This is a genomic window from Chryseobacterium jejuense (assembly GCF_017877355.1).
In the GTDB taxonomy this organism is placed as follows: Bacteria; Bacteroidota; Bacteroidia; order Flavobacteriales; family Weeksellaceae; genus Chryseobacterium; species Chryseobacterium jejuense_A.
The window spans coordinates 298,635-319,922 of sequence record NZ_JAGIPR010000003.1 but is presented as its reverse complement, the minus strand read 5'-3'; the positions used below and the strand labels follow the sequence as shown (position 1 = coordinate 319,922).

Sequence of the window (21,288 nt, the reverse complement as noted above, 5' to 3'; positions counted from 1 at the left end):
TGTATACACTAAACATGAAAAAAACAGATGTTGCTGTAGTTGGACTATCCTGCGTCTTTCCCGGGGCGCAGGATGCCCAAACTTTTTGGCAGAATATTGTCAATAAAGTAGACTCTACCCAATCCGCTCCGGCAGATAGGATAGATCCGGTGCATTTTAGTGATGCCACCAACCCTGTCGATCGTTTCTATTGCAAACGAGGCGGGTTTATTCCTGATTATGAGTTTGATCCTACCAGCTTTGGCATTTTACCTCTTGCTGTACAAGGAACAGAACCCGATCATTTACTGACCCTTGATTTAGTTCAGAAAGCTTTAGAGGACGCCGGAGTATTTCAAAAGAACACTTCCCTTGAAAAGACCGGAATTGTCATCGGGAAAGGAAATTATACCGGACCGGGAGCTACCCGAGCCATTGAAATTGTAAGAACCGGAGAGCAGATTTCCTCCTTATTGCAGGAGCTGTTACCCCAGGTATCTTCTGCTGATATTGAGAAAGTAAAACATGCTTTTCAGGAACGAAAAGGGCGTTTCGCTGCTGATACCGCTATGGGACTGATTCCCAATCTGGTAGCTTCATTGGTAGCAAACCGTTTTGACCTGGGCGGAGTTGCCTTTACAGTGGATGCCGCTTGTGCCAGTGCTTTAATCGCTGTAGATCACGCCGTACAGGAACTTCAAAGAGGTCGTTCCGATATGATGATCGCCGGAGGTGTACACACCGGACAAAATGCTGCTTTCTGGAGTATTTTTGCTCAATTGGGAGCCATGTCCCGTCAACAGCAGATCAAACCGTTCAGTAGGGATGCTGATGGATTACTGATTGGGGAAGGTTGTGGCTTCGTCGTGTTAAAACGACTGGAAGACGCCGTTCGCGATCAGGATAAAATCTATGCGGTTATTAAAGGTGTAGGCGTAAGCAGTGACGGTAACGGAACCAGTGTGATGAGCCCATCCGTAAAAGGTCAGCTGAAAGCTTTAGAACAAGCCTGGATCAATGCTGATCTGGATAAAAATAAAGTAGGTTACCTTGAAGCCCACGGAACCGGAACTCCGCTTGGAGATAAAACAGAACTTCAGACCTTAGCAAAGTTCTTTGGGAAAGAGGAAGCTGCTCCGGTGGCAGGAATCGGTTCTGTAAAGTCCAATATCGGACATGCTATGCCGGCTGCGGGAATCGCAGGATTGATTAAAACCTGTCTGGCTTTACACCACGACACTTTACCGCCAACATTGTATTGTGAGAATCCGACTGCAGACATGCAGAATACAAGATTTGAGCCTGTACAGGAAGCCAAAAACTGGTCAAAAACCGGACTGCCGAAAGTAGCCGCAGTAAACGCATTCGGATTTGGTGGAATTAATGCTCATATTGTTCTTGAAGGCTATGATATGCCGAAAAAAGACAAAGTATTGCTATTGGCAAGGCCTACACAGGAAGAATTAGTTTCTGCATTACAAAATAACGACACTACATTAGGGGAAGGAGATTTCAGAGTAGCGATATTCGATCCTACCCCTGCAAGAATAGAAAAAGCCCTTAAAATTGTTTCCAAAAACCTTATCTGGAAGAACAAACAGGACATCTGGTACACATCTATCCCATTATTAAAAGATGGCGGAAAAGTAGCCTTTGTATTCCCTGGTTTGGATGGTCTGGCAAAAGGTGAGGTGGAAAGCGTTAGCCGTTATTTCGGATTAACAGCGCCTATAGAAACTGAAGGTGAAGGGCTTTTAACCGATGCATTGAACATCTTCAACAACTGCAGTATCCTTGATAATTCACTGAAAAAGCTGGGAATTATTCCGGATATGAATGCAGGACACAGTTTAGGAGAATGGCTGGCAGGGTATTCATCCGAGTTAGCAGAAGCTAATTCTGTAAAAGCCTTAATCGATGTTTTGAATCCGGAAACTTTTGAATTGAAAGACTCCAAATTCATTGCCATCGGAGCTGGAATTGATATCGTACAACCTTTTATTACTGAAATTTCAGACTTGTATATTTCTAATGACAACTGCCCTAATCAGGTGATTCTTTGTGGTAGCAATACTGCCTTGGATGAATTGGTTCCGTTATTAAAATCAAAACAGATCTTCCATCAGATACTGCCGTTCCAATCCGGATTCCACTCTCCTTTTATTGCGGATAAACTGGATGTAATCCTTGCCGGAATGGAAAAAGCACAGTTTCAGAAAACAAAGATTCCGTTATGGTCTGCAACAACGTTAGAACCTTATCCCGCAGATCAGGCAGCGATCAGAAAGCTAAGTGCTGAGCATTTGGTTGAACCTGTTCGTTTCCGTGAACTGACAGATAAATTATACGAAGAAGGCGCAAGAGTATTCATACAAGTGGGTACTGGCGGACTGATCGGATTTATTGATGATACCTTGAAAGGCAAAGCATTCAGTACCATTCCTTCCAGCGTTCCTACCCGTTCTGCATTGGCACAGTTACAACGTGTTGTAGCTTCATTATTTGTAGAAGGTAAAACGATTGCTCTTGACTTCCTGGAAGTTCAGCAGCATTCAAAAAAAGGATCAGGAAAAGGAATTAAGCTGGAATTAGGTTCGCCTATTATCCGTAATTTCAAAGAAGTGAAAGCGTTGTCTCAGTCTTTTGAGACACCAAAACAATATACCGCTTCAGCCATAGCTACCAAAAGTGGTCATCCGCTGGTACAGGCATTCCAGGACAACGTTGCCGATATGATCCGTATGCAGGAAGAAGTCTTAACTTTATTCCAGAACCGTCCGGAAATTACCATTCCACGTCCTGTTCCTGTAGCACAGCAAGTTACTCCAAAATCACCAAGAAGTACAACCTTCTCAAAAGATCTGTATGTAACACTGGAAAGTCATCCATACCTGATCGATCACAGCTTATTGAGACAGCCTAAAGGGTGGGCTCATGTAGCGGATATGGAACCGGTCATTCCGATGACCATGATCTTTGAACAGCTTGCAGAAATTGCAGAAGCAGAAGTCCCTGGAACACAGGTTCATAAAATCATGAATGTAAGTGTATTCCAATGGATGAACGTAGCCCAGCCTTTTGAGAAAACCGTAAAAGGACAATGGCGTGGTGAAAATCATGCCTATCTGGATATTGAGAATTTTGCCAATGCCGAAGTGACTTTAAAATCTTCTCCTGTCCCTATTCCAACCTTCAATCTTTCCATTGGTGATCTTTTACCCATTGAAAGAACACCTGAAGAAATCTATGACATGCACATGTTCCATGGTGATAAATACCAGGGAATTACTGAAGTTTCAGCGGTTGGAACTAAAGGAATCATAGGAAAGATCAAAGGAAATGGCGGAAAAGGATCTCTGTTAGACAATGCCGGACAGTTATTCGGGCTTTGGCTGCAGCTTACCTTGGTGAAAGACCGTATCGCCTTCCCTGTGAAAATCAGAGATATTGAATTCTTTGGTAATATGCACGATCAGGAAGGTATTTTTGAATGTACCTGCATGCAAACTGAGCTTAATGACGAATTTGCCATTGCTAATATCGTTCTTAAAAGAGACGGAAAAGTGTGGTGCGCGATCACCGGATGGCAGAACAGAAGACTGGAAATTGATGCCGCTTTATGGAATGTTTCCATGTCACCATTGCATAACCGTCTTTCTGAAGAGATTGCTCCGGAAGTATTTTTCTTCCACCAGGCGTATACCAGAGTCGCTTCATGGGATTTTATCCTGAAAAGATATTTCAACCAAACGGAAAAACAGCATCACCAGCAATTATTACCGAACAAGAAGAAAAACTGGATGGTAAGCCGTGTTGCCGTGAAAGATGCCGTTAGAAATCTTCTTCGCAAGGAAAAAAATCATGCATGCTTCCCGATCACGTTTGAGATCCGTTCTGATGAAGTGGGGAAACCTTACCTCATCAGCGATTTTACAGAAGACATCCATATTTCACTGGCTCACAAAGGAAAAGAAGCTGTGGGTATTGCAAGATATGGCCAATCTGTAGGAATCGATATGGAACTCATGGAAGAACGCAGTGAAGGATTCTATGACCTGGTATTTACAGACAATGAATTAGCCTTATTAAAAGGAAAAGATCAGGCAGAATGGACCACCCGCTTCTGGGTAGCGAAGGAAGCCTACGGAAAGTTCTTAGGAACCGGACTGAAAGGGAATCCAAAAGCCTTCGAAGTCGAACAAATAAAAGATGATCACTTGTGGATCAACACTATTGAAATCAAAACTGTTAAACATAAAAATTATATTATCGGATGGACACTGTAAACGCAACATTAAAAATGAACCACGAAGAACTTTTTACTTTATTAAAAGGTTTTATTACTGAAGTGATAGGTGCTGAATTTGTAGAGGAGATGGACATTACTCCGGAAAGTTCATTCACCAAAGATCTTGAAATGGACAGCATCGAGATTGTCTCTTTCTCTGAAAAGATCAAGGCGCATTTTGGCGATCAGATCGACTTTACAGGTTGGTTATCTTCTATGGATCTTGACCAGCTTATTAATCTTGACCTTAGTATGATCATCAATTATATCTACGAATGCCAATAATCACTGTCAATAACAGACAAGTTCATATACAGGAACTCAATAAAGGTGCCGAACATACCGTGGTCTTAATCCACGGTATGTTCAGTAACCTGTCCATTTATTATTTTAATATTGCCCCAATTCTGGCAAAACATTTCCATGTGGTGATGTACGATCTGAAAAGTCACGGGATGAGTGAACGCTTTTTGGATGGGTACGACCTTGAAAACATGTCATCCGATCTGATGGGTTTAATGGATCACCTTCAACTGGAAAAAGTACATCTTGTAGGCTATAGCTTCGGAGGACTTATTGCTTTGAAAACCGCTTTACAATATCCTGAACGCGTTAATCAGCTGGTAGTGATGGAAGCTCCGGATCCTCAGGACGAAAAAGCCCGTAACATCATTGATGAATACAGCAAGGAATTCCTTGAGCATTATGTAGCCAATTTTACAGATACTACTAAAGTCCAGATGGGCAAAAGACAAATGGAAAAGAACCATCGTATGTATGAGTTTCTGTTTAATCAAACCAGCATCAAAGCAGATATGATTAAGGAAAAACATTTCCTTGGTGAAGCTGATTTCAATCAATTGACAGCTTCCACTTTATTGCTTTACGGTGCTGATTCCAACTGCAGACCTACAGGAGAATGGCTGCAGGCTCAAATCGGTTCATCCGAACTTGAATTAATCTCCGGCGATCACAATATTCCAATTCAGGAACCTCAGCTGATCGCAGAGACGATCGCTCAGTTTTTATCTAATATCTTAACGAAGAACCATGGCTAAATTTGCATTTATAGTTCCACCCTTGACAGGACATGTCAATCCTACCCTAAGCATCGGTGCTACGTTGTTGGAAAGAGGACATGAAGTAGCCTGGATCAGCCTTGACCCAACTTTAGAGGCTAAACTTCCGGAGGGCGGAAAATTATTACTGATCCAATACGATCAGACCGACGAAGAAAAGAAAGAAAGCGAACAGTATCTCGATATTATTTCCAAAAAAGTAGTCTACGGAATAGACAGTGTGAAGTTCCTTTACGAGGAAGTTCTTATTCCACTGAACAGACATTGCTATAAAGGAATTGTTGCTTTATTAAAAACATACCAACCCGATTTGATGATCGGCGACCATCAGCTATTTGCGGCTCCGGTAGCTGCAAAAGTATTAGGAATTCCTTGCGCCACTTCCGTTACGGCTCCGGCTGCCATTAAAATCATGAATGAGCTTCCTAAAGTACACGAATGGGAAGTGAATCAAATTGTAGAATTACAGAAGGAATTAGGCTTCCATGAAGAACGTTCTCTGGCAACTTCAGATCTGCTGACGCTGGTTTTAACCTCCAAGTATTTCTTTGGGGAAATGGATGATCTGCCTTCTCAATATCAATTTACAGGGCCGGTTCTTACAGAGCGTCGCATCTCTTGTGAATTCGATTGGAACCGATTGAAAAATGCCGTCAACAAAAAGATTTTAGTAAGTATCGGAACCACTTTCGATCACGATCATAAAAAAGCATTCTTCCAAAAGGTTATTGATGCTTTTAAAGATGAAGATTTAACGGTTGTGGTGGTTTCTGATCCGCAACTTTTCGAGCAGTGGCCGGATAATTTTATGGTATACCAGCAGGTTCCTCAATTGGATTTGTTACCTCATCTTGACGGGGTGGTTTGCCATGGCGGTCACAATACCGTTTCCGAAACATTATCCAACGGGATTCCTTTGGTAGTGATTCCTATAGCGTATGACCAGTCGCACGTTGCAGGACGCGTTATACGTACAGAAGCGGGTGAACGACTTAATTTCAACAGATTTAAAGCCAATCACCTGAGAGAGGCAGTACAGCAAATTTTAAATAACCCGGGCTACCGTGAGGCAGCTCAAAAAGTAGGACAATCTTTTATGGAAGCAGGAGGAGCATCTACAGCCGCTAATTTATTGGAAGAAGCCATCACAAAGGCTTCAAAACCAGAAAAACCATCTAAATTCTTATTCGTTGTTCCGCCGTTTTTCGGACATGTAAGCCCTACATTAAGTGTGGGAGCCAGTCTGATTGCCCGTGGCCATGAAGTAAAATGGTTCGGAATTACGCCTTTAGACAGCAAACATATTCCGGAAGGAGGTTCTTATTTCTATCCTGAAGAAGATCTTATTCCGTATCAGGAAGAAATCGCCCGTATTTTAAAAAGACAGGATGATGGTCCGGCTTGTTCAGGCCCTGAAGTGATGAAATTAGCACTGGAGGAAACCTATGTTCCTTTCGCTAAAATGATGATGCCTGGATTAACACGATTAACAGAAAGCTGGATGCCTGATGTCATCGTGAACGACTGTATCTCTTTTGGAGGTGCACTTTTCGCTCACAAACATCATATTCCTTGCGTAACCACAACTCCTGTTCCGCCGGACGTGATGGGTGACACTGAAAAAAGTGCTCCTAAAATCTGGGAATGGCAGCAAAACCTCATCAAAGACCTGCAAAAAGAAGTAGGAATTCATGAGGAAGGTATTTACATCCATTCGCATAAACTGAATATGGTATTTACTTCACAAGCCTTTGCCGGTTTTGATACCGTACCATCGCATATGAAATTTGTAGGTCCCGTAAAAGGCCGTCCCAACGACGCTCCATTTGACTGGGACAAATTAAATGCTTCTAACACTCCAAAGATCTTTGTATCACTGGGAACTTTATTGGTAGACATCAGAAAAGCTTTCTTTGAAAAAATTATTGCAGCATTTGCTGACCAACCAGTTACGATTGTTGCTGCTACTCCACCGGAAATCTTTGAAGAATGGCCGGAGAACTTTATCGTGAACAGTTTCGTGCCTCAATCTGCGGTAATGCAGAGAATGGACATGGTCATTTGTCACGGTGGGTTCAATACAGTAAACGATACTTTCCGTAACGGATTACCGATGTTAATCACGCCTATTGCTTATGATCATTTCCATATTGCAAAATTAATTGAGCAGGCAGGCTGCGGAATCAGCATCCGATACAAGAGACTGCGTGTAGAAGCTCTTCGTGAAACCGTTTTTGAATTACTGGAAAATCCTAAATACAAAGCTGCTGCTCAGGAAGTTCAAAATACTTTCCATCTTGCCGGAGGTAATGATAAAGCAGTAGAATTGCTGGAAAATTTTGTACAGGAACACTCCACATTAGCGTCTGTATAGCCTATGAACCAACCTATTAAAAGAAGATTATTATTTGGTGAGCGAATGTTACTGGGAGACGGAACAGAACCGTTCAATGCAGTGATCCCTTTCAGGCTCAGAGGTATCTTTACATTGAAGGATATCCAGCAGGCTTTGGCTCAGATCCAGCAAAAACATCCGTGGTTAAGAGCCCTTATTGCTCACGATGATAAAAATATCCCCTGGTTTGATGTTCCTGAAAACCCGATCTCCATTCCGGTACGAATTATTGCCAGAAAAGGAGAAGACCAGTGGCAGGAAGAATCCAAAAGGGAATGGAATACTTTATTCGATCCTAAAAAATTTCCTCTTATCCGGTTTGTCTGGATTAAGGGCGAAGACGTTTCTGATATGCTGTTTGCGTTCCACCATTGTTTATGCGATGGTGGTTCTGCAATGGCCTTCCTTTATGAATTTTTAAAAGTATTGGATAATCCAAAGGCTGATATCGGGATAGAAAACCCTATTTTAGGTATTCAGGATGTGGTTCCGGCAAATATTTTAAACAGCCGAAAGCAAAAATTAAAGGCCAAATTCATCGGAAGATTAGCAGCTACAGCTATCAAATGTATTCCTATCAGTAAAAAGTCTGTTGATCGTCAAAATGATTATTTAATCAATTGGAAAGTGGATGAAACTGTAAGCCAGCAACTGATTTCCTATTGTAAATCCAATGGGGCTACAGTGAATACCTTCTTAAGTGCCGCTTTGCTTCAGGCTTTCAAAAAAGTAAAAGGAACCGGAGCTTTTAATAAAGTATCCTGTCCTGTAGATATCAGACGTTTTGCTACCCAAATCAAGAATGACCATATTTTCGCTTTTGGGCTGATGATTGTGGTTTCTGCTAATGAAAAACTGAGTTTTATAGAGAATTTACATGCCATGCAGGCTTCCGTAGAGCGTAAAACCTCCAAGCTGGACCCTTATATTACGATGATGGTGATGGAATCCGGGCATGATGCGTTGAATAATTTTACCAAGCTTTTAAAGAACGGAAAATCGTCTAATGACTGTATGTTTTCCAATCTGGGACGCATTCAGATTCCTCATGAGTATAAAGAATTCTCGGTGGATACTATTTTCAGCCCATCGGTAATTGGTCCATTAGGCAATACAACCACGTTAGTAGTTTCTACCTATCGTGGGAAAATGGATTTTTCCTTGGTGGGAAGTGAAGGATATTTACCGTATACCGATGCCCTGGCGATACGTGATGAAATCATTAAGATTATTAAGTTACAACTGGAATATATCGCTGTATCATGATCAAAAGAAAACTAATGATGGTGGAAAGGATCATGTATGTAGATCCCAAAACGCCCGTAAACTGCGTATTTGCAGCCAAAATAAAAGGAGAAATCCCGGAGCAGAATTTTAAAACTGCTCTGGAAAAAATCCAGCAGAAGCATCCTTTGCTGAGAGTGGTAGTAGATAGTAAAAGCGAAAAATATCCTTTTTTTAAAGAAGAAAAAGACATCGCTCCTATCCCACTCCGCATTGTAGAAAGAAAAACAGATGAAGACTGGCTTACAGAATCTCAAAAAGAATGGAAAATCTTATTTGAGGAAGAAAAAAGCCCTCTCGCCCGTTTAGTCTGGGTAAGAGGACAGGATGTTTCTGAAGTATTTTGGGTAATGCCCCACTGCATCTCAGACGGAACAACCGGAGTTACGTTAATGCGTGAACTTCTTCAGCTTCTGGATAATCCTTCTCTGGAACTGGAACCTTATCAGGCTTTCACTTCAGTAGATGAATTTTTACCTTCCAACTTTAATGTAAAAAGTAAAAAGTTCAAGGCGAAGCTTTATCTGACCTTTGCCAGGTTCTTCTTTCTTTTACAGCAAAAAAGCAAAAAGAGAAACCTTGGACAGGACTATGTTCTTCACCAAAAACTGGATCCGGCAACCACGACTCAAATCACTGAAAGATGTAAAGCCCATGGAGTGTCCGTACATGCTTTGCTTTGTTCTGCATTCATGCAGGCATTTCAGGAGATAAAAGGGAAAGATGCTAAAGGAAAGGTGATCAGCCCGGTGGATGTGCGTCGTTTTATTCCGGAGATCAAACAGGATCATTTATTTGCTTTTGCCCCAACTGTTGACCTTGCTATTAAAAAAGGGAGTTCTGACCTGTTGAACAATGCCAAGCACATCAAGGAAGATCTTGTTCAGAAAATAGGAAAAATGGAAGCCCGCGAACTGCTGTGGATGGGTGAACAGATGCACCCGATTGTTGACCGTATGATCTCCATGCTCAAATCAAGCAATGGCGGTCATGATGTGACCCTCTCCAATATGGGAAAGATCAATATCCCGAACGAATACAAAAACTTCAGCATTGAAACCATCTTCAGCCCTACGATAGCCTTCCCATGGTTGAACTCAAACACTTTGGTGACGAGTACCTACAACCATCAGATGGATTTTATATTTTTGTCTAACGAAGACTTCCTGCCCAAAGCGGAAGCCACTAAAATAAAAGAGAAAGCCATAGCGCTCATGACCACCTCCGTATGAAATTGAAATTTAAGCCGAAGCCGCCCAAAAAGCTCAAAAAAACTACCCTCAAACGCTTTCTCATGAAGCGTACGATTTATTATGTCCTTCCGAATGTATTTTTCAATTTCATCATCGCCTATGCCAGCTTCAAAGAACTAGGCTACACCCATTTTTTCTCAGGCGAACAGAACCTGGCCCGCCTTACCCTACCCATGGCCCTGTTTCTCCCCGTTGTCCTCACCATAGACATCATCAAAAGAGTAACCGATGCCGCCGGACAAGGTGCCATTGAGTTTACTGTAGATGAAGAGTTGAATATAAAAAAGTTAATGACCAAGCTGAGTATTCTGCATGGAGTGATTACCTGTTCTTTGGTGTTAGCTATGCTTTTTTTAGGGCAGTATAATTTTTCTAGGGATTATAAGCTGGATGCTACGGCTATGGCTGTTGTTGTGGGGATACTTGCTGGGATTTTGTCTGTGATTTTTGTGTATTTGCCGGTTTGGAGGTTGAGAAGGTGGATGTGCCGGGTAGTGACAGTAGTGTAGGTAAAAACCAACATGATTTTTTATTATATTATTTGTTAAATCCTTGTTGTATTTAAAGCCTAGAATGAGTCTCTATATGTAAAAATTTACTGAATAAAAGCTATATTTTCAAGATGATTATGCTAAAGTTTTACTATTTTTAAGGTTGAATTAAATTTCACCTCTATTAAATACTACCATGATAGATAAAAGTACAATAGAAAAACTTATAAAATTTCGCGATGAGCGAGATTGGGAACAGTTTCATAATTCAAAAGATTTGGCGCTAGCTTTATCCATTGAAGCATCCGAGCTTTTGGAAGTATTTTTATGGAAGAAAAACGAGGATTTTAATAAGGATAAATTAGAAGAAGAATTAGCTGATGTATTCATGTATGGTTTACTTCTTGCCCACAAAAATAATATAGACCTCAATACTATTATTTTAAAAAAACTACAGAGAAATAACGAAAAATATCCTGTAGAAAAGGCAAAAGGAAAATCAAATAAGTATGATGAATTGTAGTACTAAATGAAGAATTTTACAATTACAGAGGAGTACAACTTTAACAACCTCATAGAAACTAAAATAACCAACAATCACAAAGACTATCTGTCCTGGCCGATAGTTTATTTTTTGAAAGATAAAAAGACTAAATCTGGTTATGTAGGAGAAACTACAGATGTAGTAACCCGAATTAATACACATCTAAAGTCTGAAGAAAAGAAACAATTTTCATCGGTAAATTTCATTTTAAGTGATCTATTCCATAAATCTGCTACGTTAGATTTGGAATCCAATCTTATAAAATACATTTCAGCTGATGGACAATACACTTTACAAAACGGTAACCTTGGTATTTCCAATCATCACTACCATGAAAAGAAAGTGTATTGGGATTTATTCAAAGATATTTGGGATGAACTTAGGCAAATAGGTATAACCCGTCATTCCCTCGACTTTATCAATAATTCAGACCTTTTTAAATATTCTCCTTATAAATCTCTTTCCAAAGAACAGATCAAGGGGTTGAAAATGATTATGAATTGTTTGCTGGATGAGAATGCTAAAGTAAGTCTTATTCATGGAGGAGCCGGAACAGGTAAATCTATTATGGCAATTTTTTTATTTAAGTTATTGAAAACAAACTTGGAGGATTTTAACTATGCTGACTTTGATGAGGATGATGAAGATCTTTTTCTTTTATTAAAAAAGGTTAAGGATAAATTTAAAGACTTAAATATGGCACTGGTTATTCCTATGGCATCATTTAGAAAAACTATATCTAATGTATTTAAAAATGTAAATGGCTTATCTGGAAAAATGGTAATAGGACCGTCAGATTTAGCAAAGAATAAGTATGATCTCATTATAGTTGATGAAGGACATCGTTTAAGAAGAAGGGTTAATCTAGGCTCCTACTTTGGAACATTTGACACGAATTGTGAGAAGTTGAACTTAGATAAATTTACTGCCTCTGAATTAGATTGGGTTATTTTACAGAGTAATAAATCGATTATTTTTTATGATCAATATCAATCCATAAAACCTTCTGATACTGTTAAAGATAGTTTTAAAAAATTAGAGTTAAAATCATACACACGCGTTGAAAAATTAAAAACTCAATTTCGGGTACGTGGAGGAAATAACTATATAAAGTTGATTCATAAAATTTTTGATGAGCCTTTGTCACTCCCATTAGAAACTTATAAAACCGATGATTATGAATTTTATCTTTTTGACGATTTGTCCCAAATGGTTGACCGAATAAAAAAGAAAAATAAGCTTCATGGTCTATCAAGAATGGTAGCAGGATATGCATGGGAGTGGGTATCAAACAAAAACCCCGAGGCTTATGATATTATTATTGGTGAGAATCAGTTGAAATGGAATAGTGTTTCTGTAGATTGGGTCAATTCTACTAACTCTATTGATGAAGTAGGATGTATTCATACAACACAAGGGTATGACCTCAATTATACAGGAGTCATTATAGGACCAGAGTTAGATTATGATTTTGCATCCGCAAAGCTTATCGTTGACAAACAAAAATACAAGGATAAGAATGGTAAAAATTCTATTCAGAATGAAGAGGAATTACTGAATTTCATTATCAATATCTATAAAACAATATTATTAAGAGGAATCCAAGGGACTTACATTTATGCTTGTAATGACAACATGAGACTTTTCCTTAGCCAATTTATTCAACCTTTTAATTTGCCTACAAAGCAAAATCCACTACAAATTTTAGATACACCTTCTGAAAATTCAATACCATTCTATGATCTTACTATTGCTGCAGGATCGTTTTCCGAACTACAGGAATTAGAGAAGACAAAATACATAGAATTAGATCTTATAAATAATAAAGAAGATTATTTTGCATGCACTGTCACAGGCGAATCTATGAATAAAATTATACCTAGTGGTAGTATTTGTCTATTTAAAAAATATACTGGAGGTTCACGTAACGGGCTAATTACCTTAGTTGAAGGAAGGAATATCAGTGATATTGAATTTGGCAGTAACTATACAGTTAAAGAATATTCCAGTAAAAAAGTAACTGATGAAGACGGTTGGCATCATGAGGAAATCATCTTATTACCAAAATCAACTCGTTCGAATTTTAAACCAATTATTCTTAGGGATGAGGAAACAATTGATTTTAATGTTTTAGGTATTTTTGTGAAAGTATTGAAAAAATGAAAAAGGTTCAGCGTGTGCTGAACCTTTTTTATATTAAACAAATTATCTATTCTCAATCAACTTCTCCAGCCTCCCCATCATTTCACCCTTCTCCTTCAGCATCCTTTCATAAAGTTCTATCTTTTCATCATATAATTCTACAATTTTATCTATTGGTTTAAATGTAGAATGATGATTATACATAAAACCTGTAGCATTATCACTGGCTATAAACGTATTAGAAATAATATTCACCGCCTGCTCCTCATCAAAATTCTGAAACGCTTCCACCGGAATTTTCAATACTTCAGAAATTCTTTTCAGTAAAGGGTCTTCAATAATTTCTTTCTGTTCCAGCAGAGAAACTTTCTTCTGGTTCCAGTCGTCCCCAAGATCAAGAGCCAATGCTTCCATGAAGAACCTGGAAACCGTTCAAAAATATCTTCAGAGGGGTATTGAAATACTACAAATACCTAAGCTCTTTTAATGGTTGCTTTTGTTATATTTTATGTTTTACTATAGGAAAAAACTAAAGATTTTCTTAACATTGCCAACAGTAAACAAATTGGCTAGAGAATGGTATCCGTTCGATATAAGCTAATTATCAAAAACTGAATTAATTCTATTTCTAGAATAAAAATATAAAGTTTTAATAACCCATGATTTCAAAACAAAAGACACAAGACATCCAAAAAATTTGGGACAATTACATTGTTAATCAAAAAATTCATGATACCAAAGGGAATGAACTTCCTAATATTGATGAGGAAAGGCTTACAGCAATTGTTGAGCTCAAAAAATTTATAAACGATTTTCAAGCTGATACAATCAATATTTATGAATTTAAAACCAATGTAGACAGCTTCAATAAGAGAAATAATCTCTGGGGATTTACTGCCACAAAGGGACAAATGTTCTTCAATCAGCTAGTAAAAAATAGCGAATCTAACATTAAAGAATTAGCACATCTCATCAAAAAAACCATTGCTGAACCTATGAGTTTAGAAGATGGACTGTCCAAAATTGCTTCTTTGGAAAAATATAGCCAAAGTATTTATTCAAAGGCTAAAGACAAAAGAAAAGCTCCCAATCCAGGGTCCACTGCTTATTTTCTATCTTACTTTTGGCAGATTCAAGACTATCAAAAATGGCCCATTTTGTATACTTCTTTAATTAACTCTTATAGAGAATTAGATATTTGGGATGAAACAGAGAGTCAGATTGAAGCTTATAAATATTTCTATTCTTTAAATGAAGAAATAAAGCAACTTCTAACAGCCTATTCTGGGAAACCCATTAATAACTGGTCTGCCGAACACGCTTTTTGGAATTTCAAAGGGAATCCTAATAAACAATCTCCGGCAAAATTAAAGAAAGAAAAAACTGAAGTCTTAAAAATAGAAGAAGAAAATATAATTACAGTAAATGCTTCTTTTGATTTGTCAGATTATTTAATCCCAAAAGTAGCAAAGCTCATTGAGCTGGGAAATGATAGTGAAAAATCTTCTTCTTCAAAAGGAAGTGCTTATGAAAAGTTAGTGAGCGAAATATTTAAACAGTTAGATTTCGAGGTAGATATACTTGGCCAGGGATCCGGAAGAAATCCAGATGCCATCATTAAGCACAGTGAAGATGATACTGCATTTTTAATGGATGCAAAAGCCTATTCAAACGGATATACACTTGGACTTGATGATAGAGCTATTAAAGAATATATCAACAGGATTATTCCCAATTTACAAAAAGACAGGTACAAGAAATTTGGATTTATCATTGTCAGTAATTCATTTAAATCAAATTTCGACAGTTTCATTAATGAAATCACCTGGAATACAGATATTAAGAGATTTATATTACTTACCTCAGAAGCTCTTTTATACTTATTGGCTTATAAAACCAAAAATAGGATTTCAACGTCTTCAGTTATTGAAACCTTGATTAGCTTGGGAAATCCGATTGAAGCCAAAGATATTATTGGGAAACTTGATGATGTTTAATAGATCGAGGTATGAAAAATTACATTTCTTTTTTCAGGGAGATTCAGGCACGTTCTAAATTTGAGATTGAATATGAAAAAAGATATTCTAAAAAGCTTGCTACTCAATTTAATGCAATGAAGTTCCTGCACTGGAACGAAAATAAAGTCTCTGAAATATTGGCATTTTTCCTAGATCCTAATGAAGGTCATGGGCAGGGAGATATTTATTTGAAATTGTTTAAAGAAGAATTAGGACTCCATTTCCCTTATGATAATCCGACAAAAGTGCAGGTAATTTTAGAAGATCCCACTTTCGCAAACAGAAGAGTGGATATTGTTTTAAAAAATCAGGATCAATCAAGTATTCTGGGAATTGAAAATAAAATTTATCCATGGACACGGGATCAGGAAAACCAGGTTCAGGATTATTTAAAATATTTACAATACATCAGTACTCACCATTACCAACTTCTCTATTTAGCTCCAAAATCCAAAGAATTAACAGGATACAGCGCAGGTAAAGAAGTTGAAACTCTTATAGAAACAGGACTTTTACATTTAATAAACTATGAGGATGATATTATTCCTCTTTTAAAAGAATTTATTAAAAATACAGAAAATGAAAGGGTGCGTTGTTTTCTGATGGATTTCGAAAGTCAACTTATTGAAAATTATATGGGAAAAGAAAATTTAGATCCAGGGTCGCTGAACCATTTTATTACTGAAACCGAAGATAATATAGAAACTGCTTTTAAAGTATCCAATACTTTGCATTCTATTAAGCAAGACATGAAAAGCCTGGCTGACCAGCAAATGTTTCAACTTGCTGATGAATTATCAGAAGAATTAAACATGATGGTTATCTATAACGAGCAATATCATCAATTCGGGATTTCCGTTTTCAAAAATGTATATGTTAGGTTTAATTATGAAGAAAGCGGCGTTATTTATGGCTTGGCAAAAACACCTGCTTTTATGGATCAGAATAAGGACAAAGTATATTTCGAAGACCTGCGAAATCATTTGGGAATCAAATTTAGGACGTCCCACTTATGGCCTCTATATTTTTTACAGTACAGCAACATAGATCATAATGCGGAATTTTGGGTTGATATTAAAAACGGAAACTTCAAATTGTTTATGAAAACATTTATTATGAAGGTTTTAGAAGCTCCTGATGACATAATAAAAGATCTGTAATAAAATCTTCTTTTTAAATCCGTTTTTATATATCCGTATACCTCATAAATTTATACCTTTCATATTTGATATTTCATCTTAAACCATTAAGAAAAAATTAAGGATATAAGAGTATTAAGAAGAGCTTTGCTTTAAGGGTCGGTCTAAAGAAAATCTTTGATTTTCATCTTAACTTTTCTTAATAACTTAAAACCCTTAATGGTTTAACCACAAAAGAATTAAACACTTAAGTTATTTCAAGTGACAAACTTTACGCATAAGAAGTACACTTAAGGTTTTGAAAATCTTTGATTTTCTTCTTATGTGAACTTATTATACAGGATACTTCTAAACTTACTTAAGTGGACTAATGTGTTTTAAATAAAAGCTTTTGTGACTTTTGTGGATTAAATATAGTGGAACAAATGGTAGACCTACTTCAGTTCACCAGATGATTTCTCTAATTCCTACGCCCATCATAATACTTTAACACCCTTTATACCCTATCCCCAGATAAATTTTCGTTCTTTTGCAAAAAGTTTTAATTTTTAAATAAGCCCATGTCGAAGTTTGATGAAATCCGGTATTTCTATGATCATGAAGTGAACGAAAGATTACAGAGTATAGCCCGTGATCCGATGATGAAAGCACTGATGAACTTTACTTTTCCCGGTGTGGATGAGCAGATTTGGCTGGAACAGTTTAAAAATGTCCATTCTATTAGTGATTTTCAGCATCAGTTTGTGGCGTATGCCGTTCGTCAGATACTTGCCAAAAGTTCTGAGGGATTAACGACTTCAGGTTTTGATAAGCTTGATAAGAATACACCCTACCTTTATATTTCGAATCACAGGGACATTGTGCTGGATACTTCACTCCTTAACCTGGTTCTGTTGGAAAGCAGCCATATTATGACGGCTTCAGCCATTGGTGATAATCTTGTAAAAAGAAGCTTTCTGAATGTACTGGCTAAACTGAACCGTAACTTTTTAGTTCAAAGGGGGCTTTCCCTTCGTGATCAGCTTACAAGTTCACAGGTTATGTCTGAATATATTAAGGAACAGCTGCTTCAGGAAAACCGCTCTGTATGGATTGCCCAGCGTGAAGGCCGTGCTAAAGACGGAAATGATGCTACCCAGCAAGGAGTTTTAAAAATGTCAGCTATGGCAGCCGGCGACCAATCTCTAATAGATTATTTTAAAACATTAAAGATCGTTCCTATCTCCATCTCTTATGAATATGATCCTACAGATTCCTTAAAAATGCCTCAACTGCTGGCACAGCATAGAGATGAAGAATACGTTAAAGGAAAAAACGAAGATTTTACCACGATACTCAGCGGAATTTTAGGACAAAAGAAAAGAATTCATATACATGCTGGTGATGTTATTGATACCGAACTGGATCATATTGCCGCTACGATTGAGAATAAAAACAAGCAGTTACAGGCTATTGTACAGTTGATTGATGATTCTATCATTCAAAATTACAAGCTTTGGCCTACGAAATATATAGCCTACGATCTGATCAACAATACAGACACCTACTCTTCTCAATATACAGAGCAGGAGAAACAATTGTTTATCCGAAGATTAGAGATGCGTATAGATCCGTCTGATCCTGTTTCTAAAGAATATTTTCTGGCAATGTATGCCAATCCTTTGGTGAATAAATTAAAGGCGGAAGAAAACTAATTTTTCTAACCACAGATTTTCTCAGATCTGCACAGATATTTTTGGCCACTAATGCACATTTTTTTCTTTATTCATGTATTAGTGGCTAACTTTTTAGATAGAAACAGTATTCATTGTCTCCTTCCCTTATCTTTCTTCCAGATTATAACTTTCACAGACTTCTAAACCATACTATCTTTTTTGTTGTTGATGAAAGAGGAATAATTTTATCCTGGATTTCTTCTAAAATAGATTACAGATTATCTAAAAACGACAAGAGCTCCTTCATCATGTTTTCATATAATTGTCATAATTAAGTAATAATTCTGCATAAATAACGCTTATTTATTTAACATAATTTCACAAATTGGAGATATAATTAGCTTTTTTTTATTCTAAAAACAAGAAAAATGATTTTTTTTGAAAAAAAATACGATCATTATAAAAAACTGAAAAACAGTACATTAAGCTTATATTATTAAGTGAAAAACTAAAAAATAATTACTTTATTCATTTTAGAATTTGGCTAGTTAATAAAAATTTATTTCCTTTGGAAGGGAATAATAACCACTCCAAACCAAACTAATAACATGATACTAAGTAAATTTACTTCTCCTTTAACTGTACTTACACTTTTAAGTAGTGGCGTTGTATTTGCTCAGGAATTCTCTGTTACAGGTAAGATCACAGACTCTAATAAGCAGCCGCTTCAATTTGTTCAAATCAAATTACAAAACACTGATAAAACATTAGTAGTAAATGGATTAACTGACAGTTCAGGTAACTTTTCCCTTAAAGGCGAAAAAGGTGATTATATTCTGATTACTGAATATCTCGGTAAAAAATATCTTGAAAAGAAAATTAACCTTCAGTCTAGTGTAGATTTAGGTCAAATTCAAATTACAGAAGATCCATCTATAAAAATAGAGGCCGTAAACATCAAGTCATCCAAAAAACTTATTGAAAGAAAAGTTGATCGTTTAGTATATAACGTTGAAAATTCTATTGCCTCTCAGGGGATGACGGGATTAGACGCTTTACGAAACACTCCGCTCATTAGAATTCAGAATGAAAATGTTTCTATCGTAGGAAAAGGGAATGTAGTGGTTATGATTAATGACCGATTGATCAATCTTTCACAAAATGAATTAGCGGGTTATTTACAGTCTCTGAGGTCTGATGATATTTCTAAAATTGAAGTGATTACCACTCCGCCTTCAAAATATGAAGCACAGGGCAACAGCGGAATGATTAATATCATCATGAAAAAAAATCCAAATCTGGGCTGGAGCGGAAATGCCAGTGCCTCTTATCAGAAAACCAGTTATTATGGGTTTGGATCAGGTTTAACATTGAATTATCAGTCAAAGAAAATCAGTACCTCTCTGAAACTTCGTCAGTATAATAATTCAGCAAGACCTAAAGGAACAAGAAGTCTTATAGGGTCAGACAATAGCATCTACACTAATGAAGTAAGAAAAGATGAAGTAAAAATAGTAGGTTTTAACTACAGTTTAGATTATAAGATTACTGCTAAACAAAATATAGGGATCATTTACGACTTTAACAGGCAGCGCAGCACTATGAATGCTGATGGAGCAAGCAGATATGAGCGCCTTGGGATTGTGGACTCTACATTAAGCACCGTCCAGAAGCAAGTTTGGAAAACACCTACGCATACTTTAAATGCGTATTATGATCTTAAATTAGATACTTTAGGAAAAAAATTGAGCATAACAGCCAACTACCTCAACAATGCGCCTGATAAAATAAATGATTTTAATACATTAAATAATTTTTCAGCACAGGAAACTACAATTCGGAATAGCAGTTATATGAATTATAACATTTATTCGGGACAGGCAGATCTTACCCTTCCTTATCAATGGGGAAATATTGAAACAGGGGTAAAATATACATCATTTGATAATAAATCCAATGTTGAATATTACAACCTTATAGGTCCGGACTATGTTATAAACCCTGCTAATAGTAATAATTTTCATTATAAAGAGCATAATTATGCTGCTTATTTAAGCTATCAAAAAGATTTCAGTGAAAAATGGTCTGCAAAAGCAGGTTTAAGATATGAGTATACTCAATTTAATGGTACCAATTCAGAAGTACAGGGAAATATAACGGAAGGTAAATATGGCAGGTTATTTCCTACTGCTTATGTACGATATAAGCCTAGTGATGACCATGTATTTTCTCTTAGCTATTCCAAAAGAATAGAAAGGCCAAGCTTTCAGACGCTTAATCCTTTCAGATGGTATACCAATCCTTATATGTATTTTACAGGGACTCCTACTTTATCTCCTTCCTATAATGATAATGTTGAGCTCACCTATACGCTTAAAAATAAGTTCAGCGCAACGCTATATAATCAGTATAATAAAAACGGATTATCAAATATAGCCCGCCTTGTGAATGGTATCTATACCAATGTTTTTGAAAATGCATATAACGAAAATAAAATAGGGTTACAATTATCCTATAATGAGACTTTCTTTAACATATGGGAAACATCATTAAGTGCAACCGGAACTTATGCATCCACAAAACCGATTATCCCTGAAGCAGAAAAAATTGAATTGTCTTCATTTTCATACACTATATATAATACAATAAGCCTTAATAAGGCTAAAACATGGTCTTTACTAGTGAATTTCTGGCATGACCTGCCTTATGTATATTCTAATATAAAGATCAAAACCCAAATGAACTTTTCTCCGGGGATTAAAGCATCATTTTTTGATAAAAGGCTAAATATTAGTGCCGTATTAAATGACCTGTTCAAAACATTAACCAGTGAAGGATATTCTTACAATGCCGGTTACCGTAATGAGTTTTACAATTACTTTGACCAAAGAAGGCTGAACCTGAGTGTCAATTATTCTTTTGGAAATAAGAAAGTAAAAGGAGCTGGAAAAAATATAAGATTCGAAGAAAAATCAAGAGCTAATTAACATAAAAAATACACGCGCGTGCAGGAGAAACTCG

14 protein-coding genes are annotated in these 21,288 nt (G+C 37.0%); 13 read left to right on the top strand and 1 reads right to left on the bottom strand.

Going from position 1 to position 21,288, the window contains the following annotated elements; genetic code table 11:
- Positions 1–14 precede the first annotated feature (14 nt).
- The 9 genes from J2772_RS08580 to J2772_RS08540 all read left to right on the top strand — a co-directional run bounded on the left by J2772_RS08580 (position 15) and on the right by J2772_RS08540 (position 13,476).
- Positions 15–4,265, top strand: coding sequence for a type I polyketide synthase (locus J2772_RS08580; RefSeq protein ID WP_209915660.1), 4,251 nt, complete (start codon positions 15–17; stop codon positions 4,263–4,265).
- Positions 4,253–4,552 carry an acyl carrier protein gene (locus J2772_RS08575; protein WP_002977699.1) on the top strand — a complete coding sequence of 100 codons (300 nt, stop codon included), beginning with the start codon at positions 4,253–4,255 and terminating at the stop codon, positions 4,550–4,552. Before J2772_RS08580 ends, J2772_RS08575 begins: the two co-directional genes overlap by 13 nt.
- Positions 4,543–5,325, top strand: a complete 783-nt coding sequence (locus J2772_RS08570; RefSeq protein ID WP_209915658.1) for an alpha/beta fold hydrolase — start codon at positions 4,543–4,545, stop codon at positions 5,323–5,325. Before J2772_RS08575 ends, J2772_RS08570 begins: the two co-directional genes overlap by 10 nt.
- A complete protein-coding gene (locus J2772_RS08565) occupies positions 5,318–7,720 on the top strand; it encodes a glycosyltransferase (protein WP_209915657.1) in 2,403 nt (800 codons plus the stop codon). Before J2772_RS08570 ends, J2772_RS08565 begins: the two co-directional genes overlap by 8 nt.
- 3 nt (positions 7,721–7,723) lie before the next feature.
- Entirely contained in the window at positions 7,724–9,007 is a 1,284-nt protein-coding gene (locus J2772_RS08560; protein ID WP_209915655.1) for a condensation domain-containing protein, read from the top strand.
- Complete coding sequence (locus J2772_RS08555; protein ID WP_209915654.1) at positions 9,004–10,257, top strand: condensation domain-containing protein; 1,254 nt, start codon at positions 9,004–9,006, stop codon at positions 10,255–10,257. Before J2772_RS08560 ends, J2772_RS08555 begins: the two co-directional genes overlap by 4 nt.
- Positions 10,254–10,787 carry a hypothetical protein gene (locus J2772_RS08550; protein WP_209915652.1) on the top strand — a complete coding sequence of 178 codons (534 nt, stop codon included), beginning with the start codon at positions 10,254–10,256 and terminating at the stop codon, positions 10,785–10,787. The genes J2772_RS08555 and J2772_RS08550 overlap by 4 nt, the downstream gene beginning before the upstream one ends.
- 178 nt (positions 10,788–10,965) lie before the next feature.
- Positions 10,966–11,292 (top strand): nucleotide pyrophosphohydrolase, encoded by a 327-nt coding sequence (locus J2772_RS08545; protein ID WP_101239890.1) that lies wholly within the window; start codon positions 10,966–10,968, stop codon positions 11,290–11,292.
- Between the two features lie 6 nt (positions 11,293–11,298).
- On the top strand, positions 11,299–13,476 hold the full coding sequence (locus tag J2772_RS08540) for a DNA/RNA helicase domain-containing protein (protein WP_209915650.1): 2,178 nt from the start codon (positions 11,299–11,301) through the stop codon (positions 13,474–13,476).
- Positions 13,477–13,518: 42 nt separating this feature from the next.
- Here the strand turns inward: J2772_RS08540 and J2772_RS08535 are convergent, their stop codons facing one another.
- Positions 13,519–13,869, bottom strand: coding sequence for an XRE family transcriptional regulator (locus tag J2772_RS08535; RefSeq protein WP_245365181.1), 351 nt, complete (start codon positions 13,867–13,869; stop codon positions 13,519–13,521).
- A gap of 245 nt (positions 13,870–14,114) precedes the next feature.
- Here J2772_RS08535 and J2772_RS08530 point away from each other — a divergent pair, with 245 nt between their 5' ends.
- From J2772_RS08530 to J2772_RS08515, 4 genes are all read left to right on the top strand, one after another.
- Complete coding sequence (locus J2772_RS08530; protein WP_209915648.1) at positions 14,115–15,452, top strand: restriction endonuclease FokI C-terminal domain-containing protein; 1,338 nt, start codon at positions 14,115–14,117, stop codon at positions 15,450–15,452.
- Between the two features lie 11 nt (positions 15,453–15,463).
- Positions 15,464–16,633, top strand: coding sequence for a PD-(D/E)XK nuclease family protein (locus tag J2772_RS08525; protein ID WP_209915646.1), 1,170 nt, complete (start codon positions 15,464–15,466; stop codon positions 16,631–16,633).
- Between the two features lie 539 nt (positions 16,634–17,172).
- Entirely contained in the window at positions 17,173–18,306 is a 1,134-nt protein-coding gene (locus tag J2772_RS08520; protein ID WP_209915644.1) for a 1-acyl-sn-glycerol-3-phosphate acyltransferase, read from the top strand.
- Between the two features lie 569 nt (positions 18,307–18,875).
- A complete protein-coding gene (locus J2772_RS08515) occupies positions 18,876–21,254 on the top strand; it encodes an outer membrane beta-barrel family protein (protein WP_209915642.1) in 2,379 nt (792 codons plus the stop codon).
- Positions 21,255–21,288: the final 34 nt, after the last annotated feature.

What these genes read in the sequence shown, in the direction of transcription:
- J2772_RS08580 (WP_209915660.1), top strand. Translation starts at nt 15, where the DNA reads ATGAAAAAAACAGATGTTGCTGTAGTTGGACTATCCTGCGTCTTTCCC.
- J2772_RS08575 (WP_002977699.1), top strand. Translation starts at nt 4,253, where the DNA reads ATGGACACTGTAAACGCAACATTAAAAATGAACCACGAAGAACTTTTT.
- J2772_RS08570 (WP_209915658.1), top strand. Translation starts at nt 4,543, where the DNA reads ATGCCAATAATCACTGTCAATAACAGACAAGTTCATATACAGGAACTC.
- J2772_RS08565 (WP_209915657.1), top strand. Translation starts at nt 5,318, where the DNA reads ATGGCTAAATTTGCATTTATAGTTCCACCCTTGACAGGACATGTCAAT.
- J2772_RS08560 (WP_209915655.1), top strand. Translation starts at nt 7,724, where the DNA reads ATGAACCAACCTATTAAAAGAAGATTATTATTTGGTGAGCGAATGTTA.
- J2772_RS08555 (WP_209915654.1), top strand. Translation starts at nt 9,004, where the DNA reads ATGATCAAAAGAAAACTAATGATGGTGGAAAGGATCATGTATGTAGAT.
- J2772_RS08550 (WP_209915652.1), top strand. Translation starts at nt 10,254, where the DNA reads ATGAAATTGAAATTTAAGCCGAAGCCGCCCAAAAAGCTCAAAAAAACT.
- J2772_RS08545 (WP_101239890.1), top strand. Translation starts at nt 10,966, where the DNA reads ATGATAGATAAAAGTACAATAGAAAAACTTATAAAATTTCGCGATGAG.
- J2772_RS08540 (WP_209915650.1), top strand. Translation starts at nt 11,299, where the DNA reads ATGAAGAATTTTACAATTACAGAGGAGTACAACTTTAACAACCTCATA.
- J2772_RS08535 (WP_245365181.1), bottom strand. Translation starts at nt 13,869, where the DNA reads ATGGAAGCATTGGCTCTTGATCTTGGGGACGACTGGAACCAGAAGAAA.
- J2772_RS08530 (WP_209915648.1), top strand. Translation starts at nt 14,115, where the DNA reads ATGATTTCAAAACAAAAGACACAAGACATCCAAAAAATTTGGGACAAT.
- J2772_RS08525 (WP_209915646.1), top strand. Translation starts at nt 15,464, where the DNA reads ATGAAAAATTACATTTCTTTTTTCAGGGAGATTCAGGCACGTTCTAAA.
- J2772_RS08520 (WP_209915644.1), top strand. Translation starts at nt 17,173, where the DNA reads ATGTCGAAGTTTGATGAAATCCGGTATTTCTATGATCATGAAGTGAAC.
- J2772_RS08515 (WP_209915642.1), top strand. Translation starts at nt 18,876, where the DNA reads ATGATACTAAGTAAATTTACTTCTCCTTTAACTGTACTTACACTTTTA.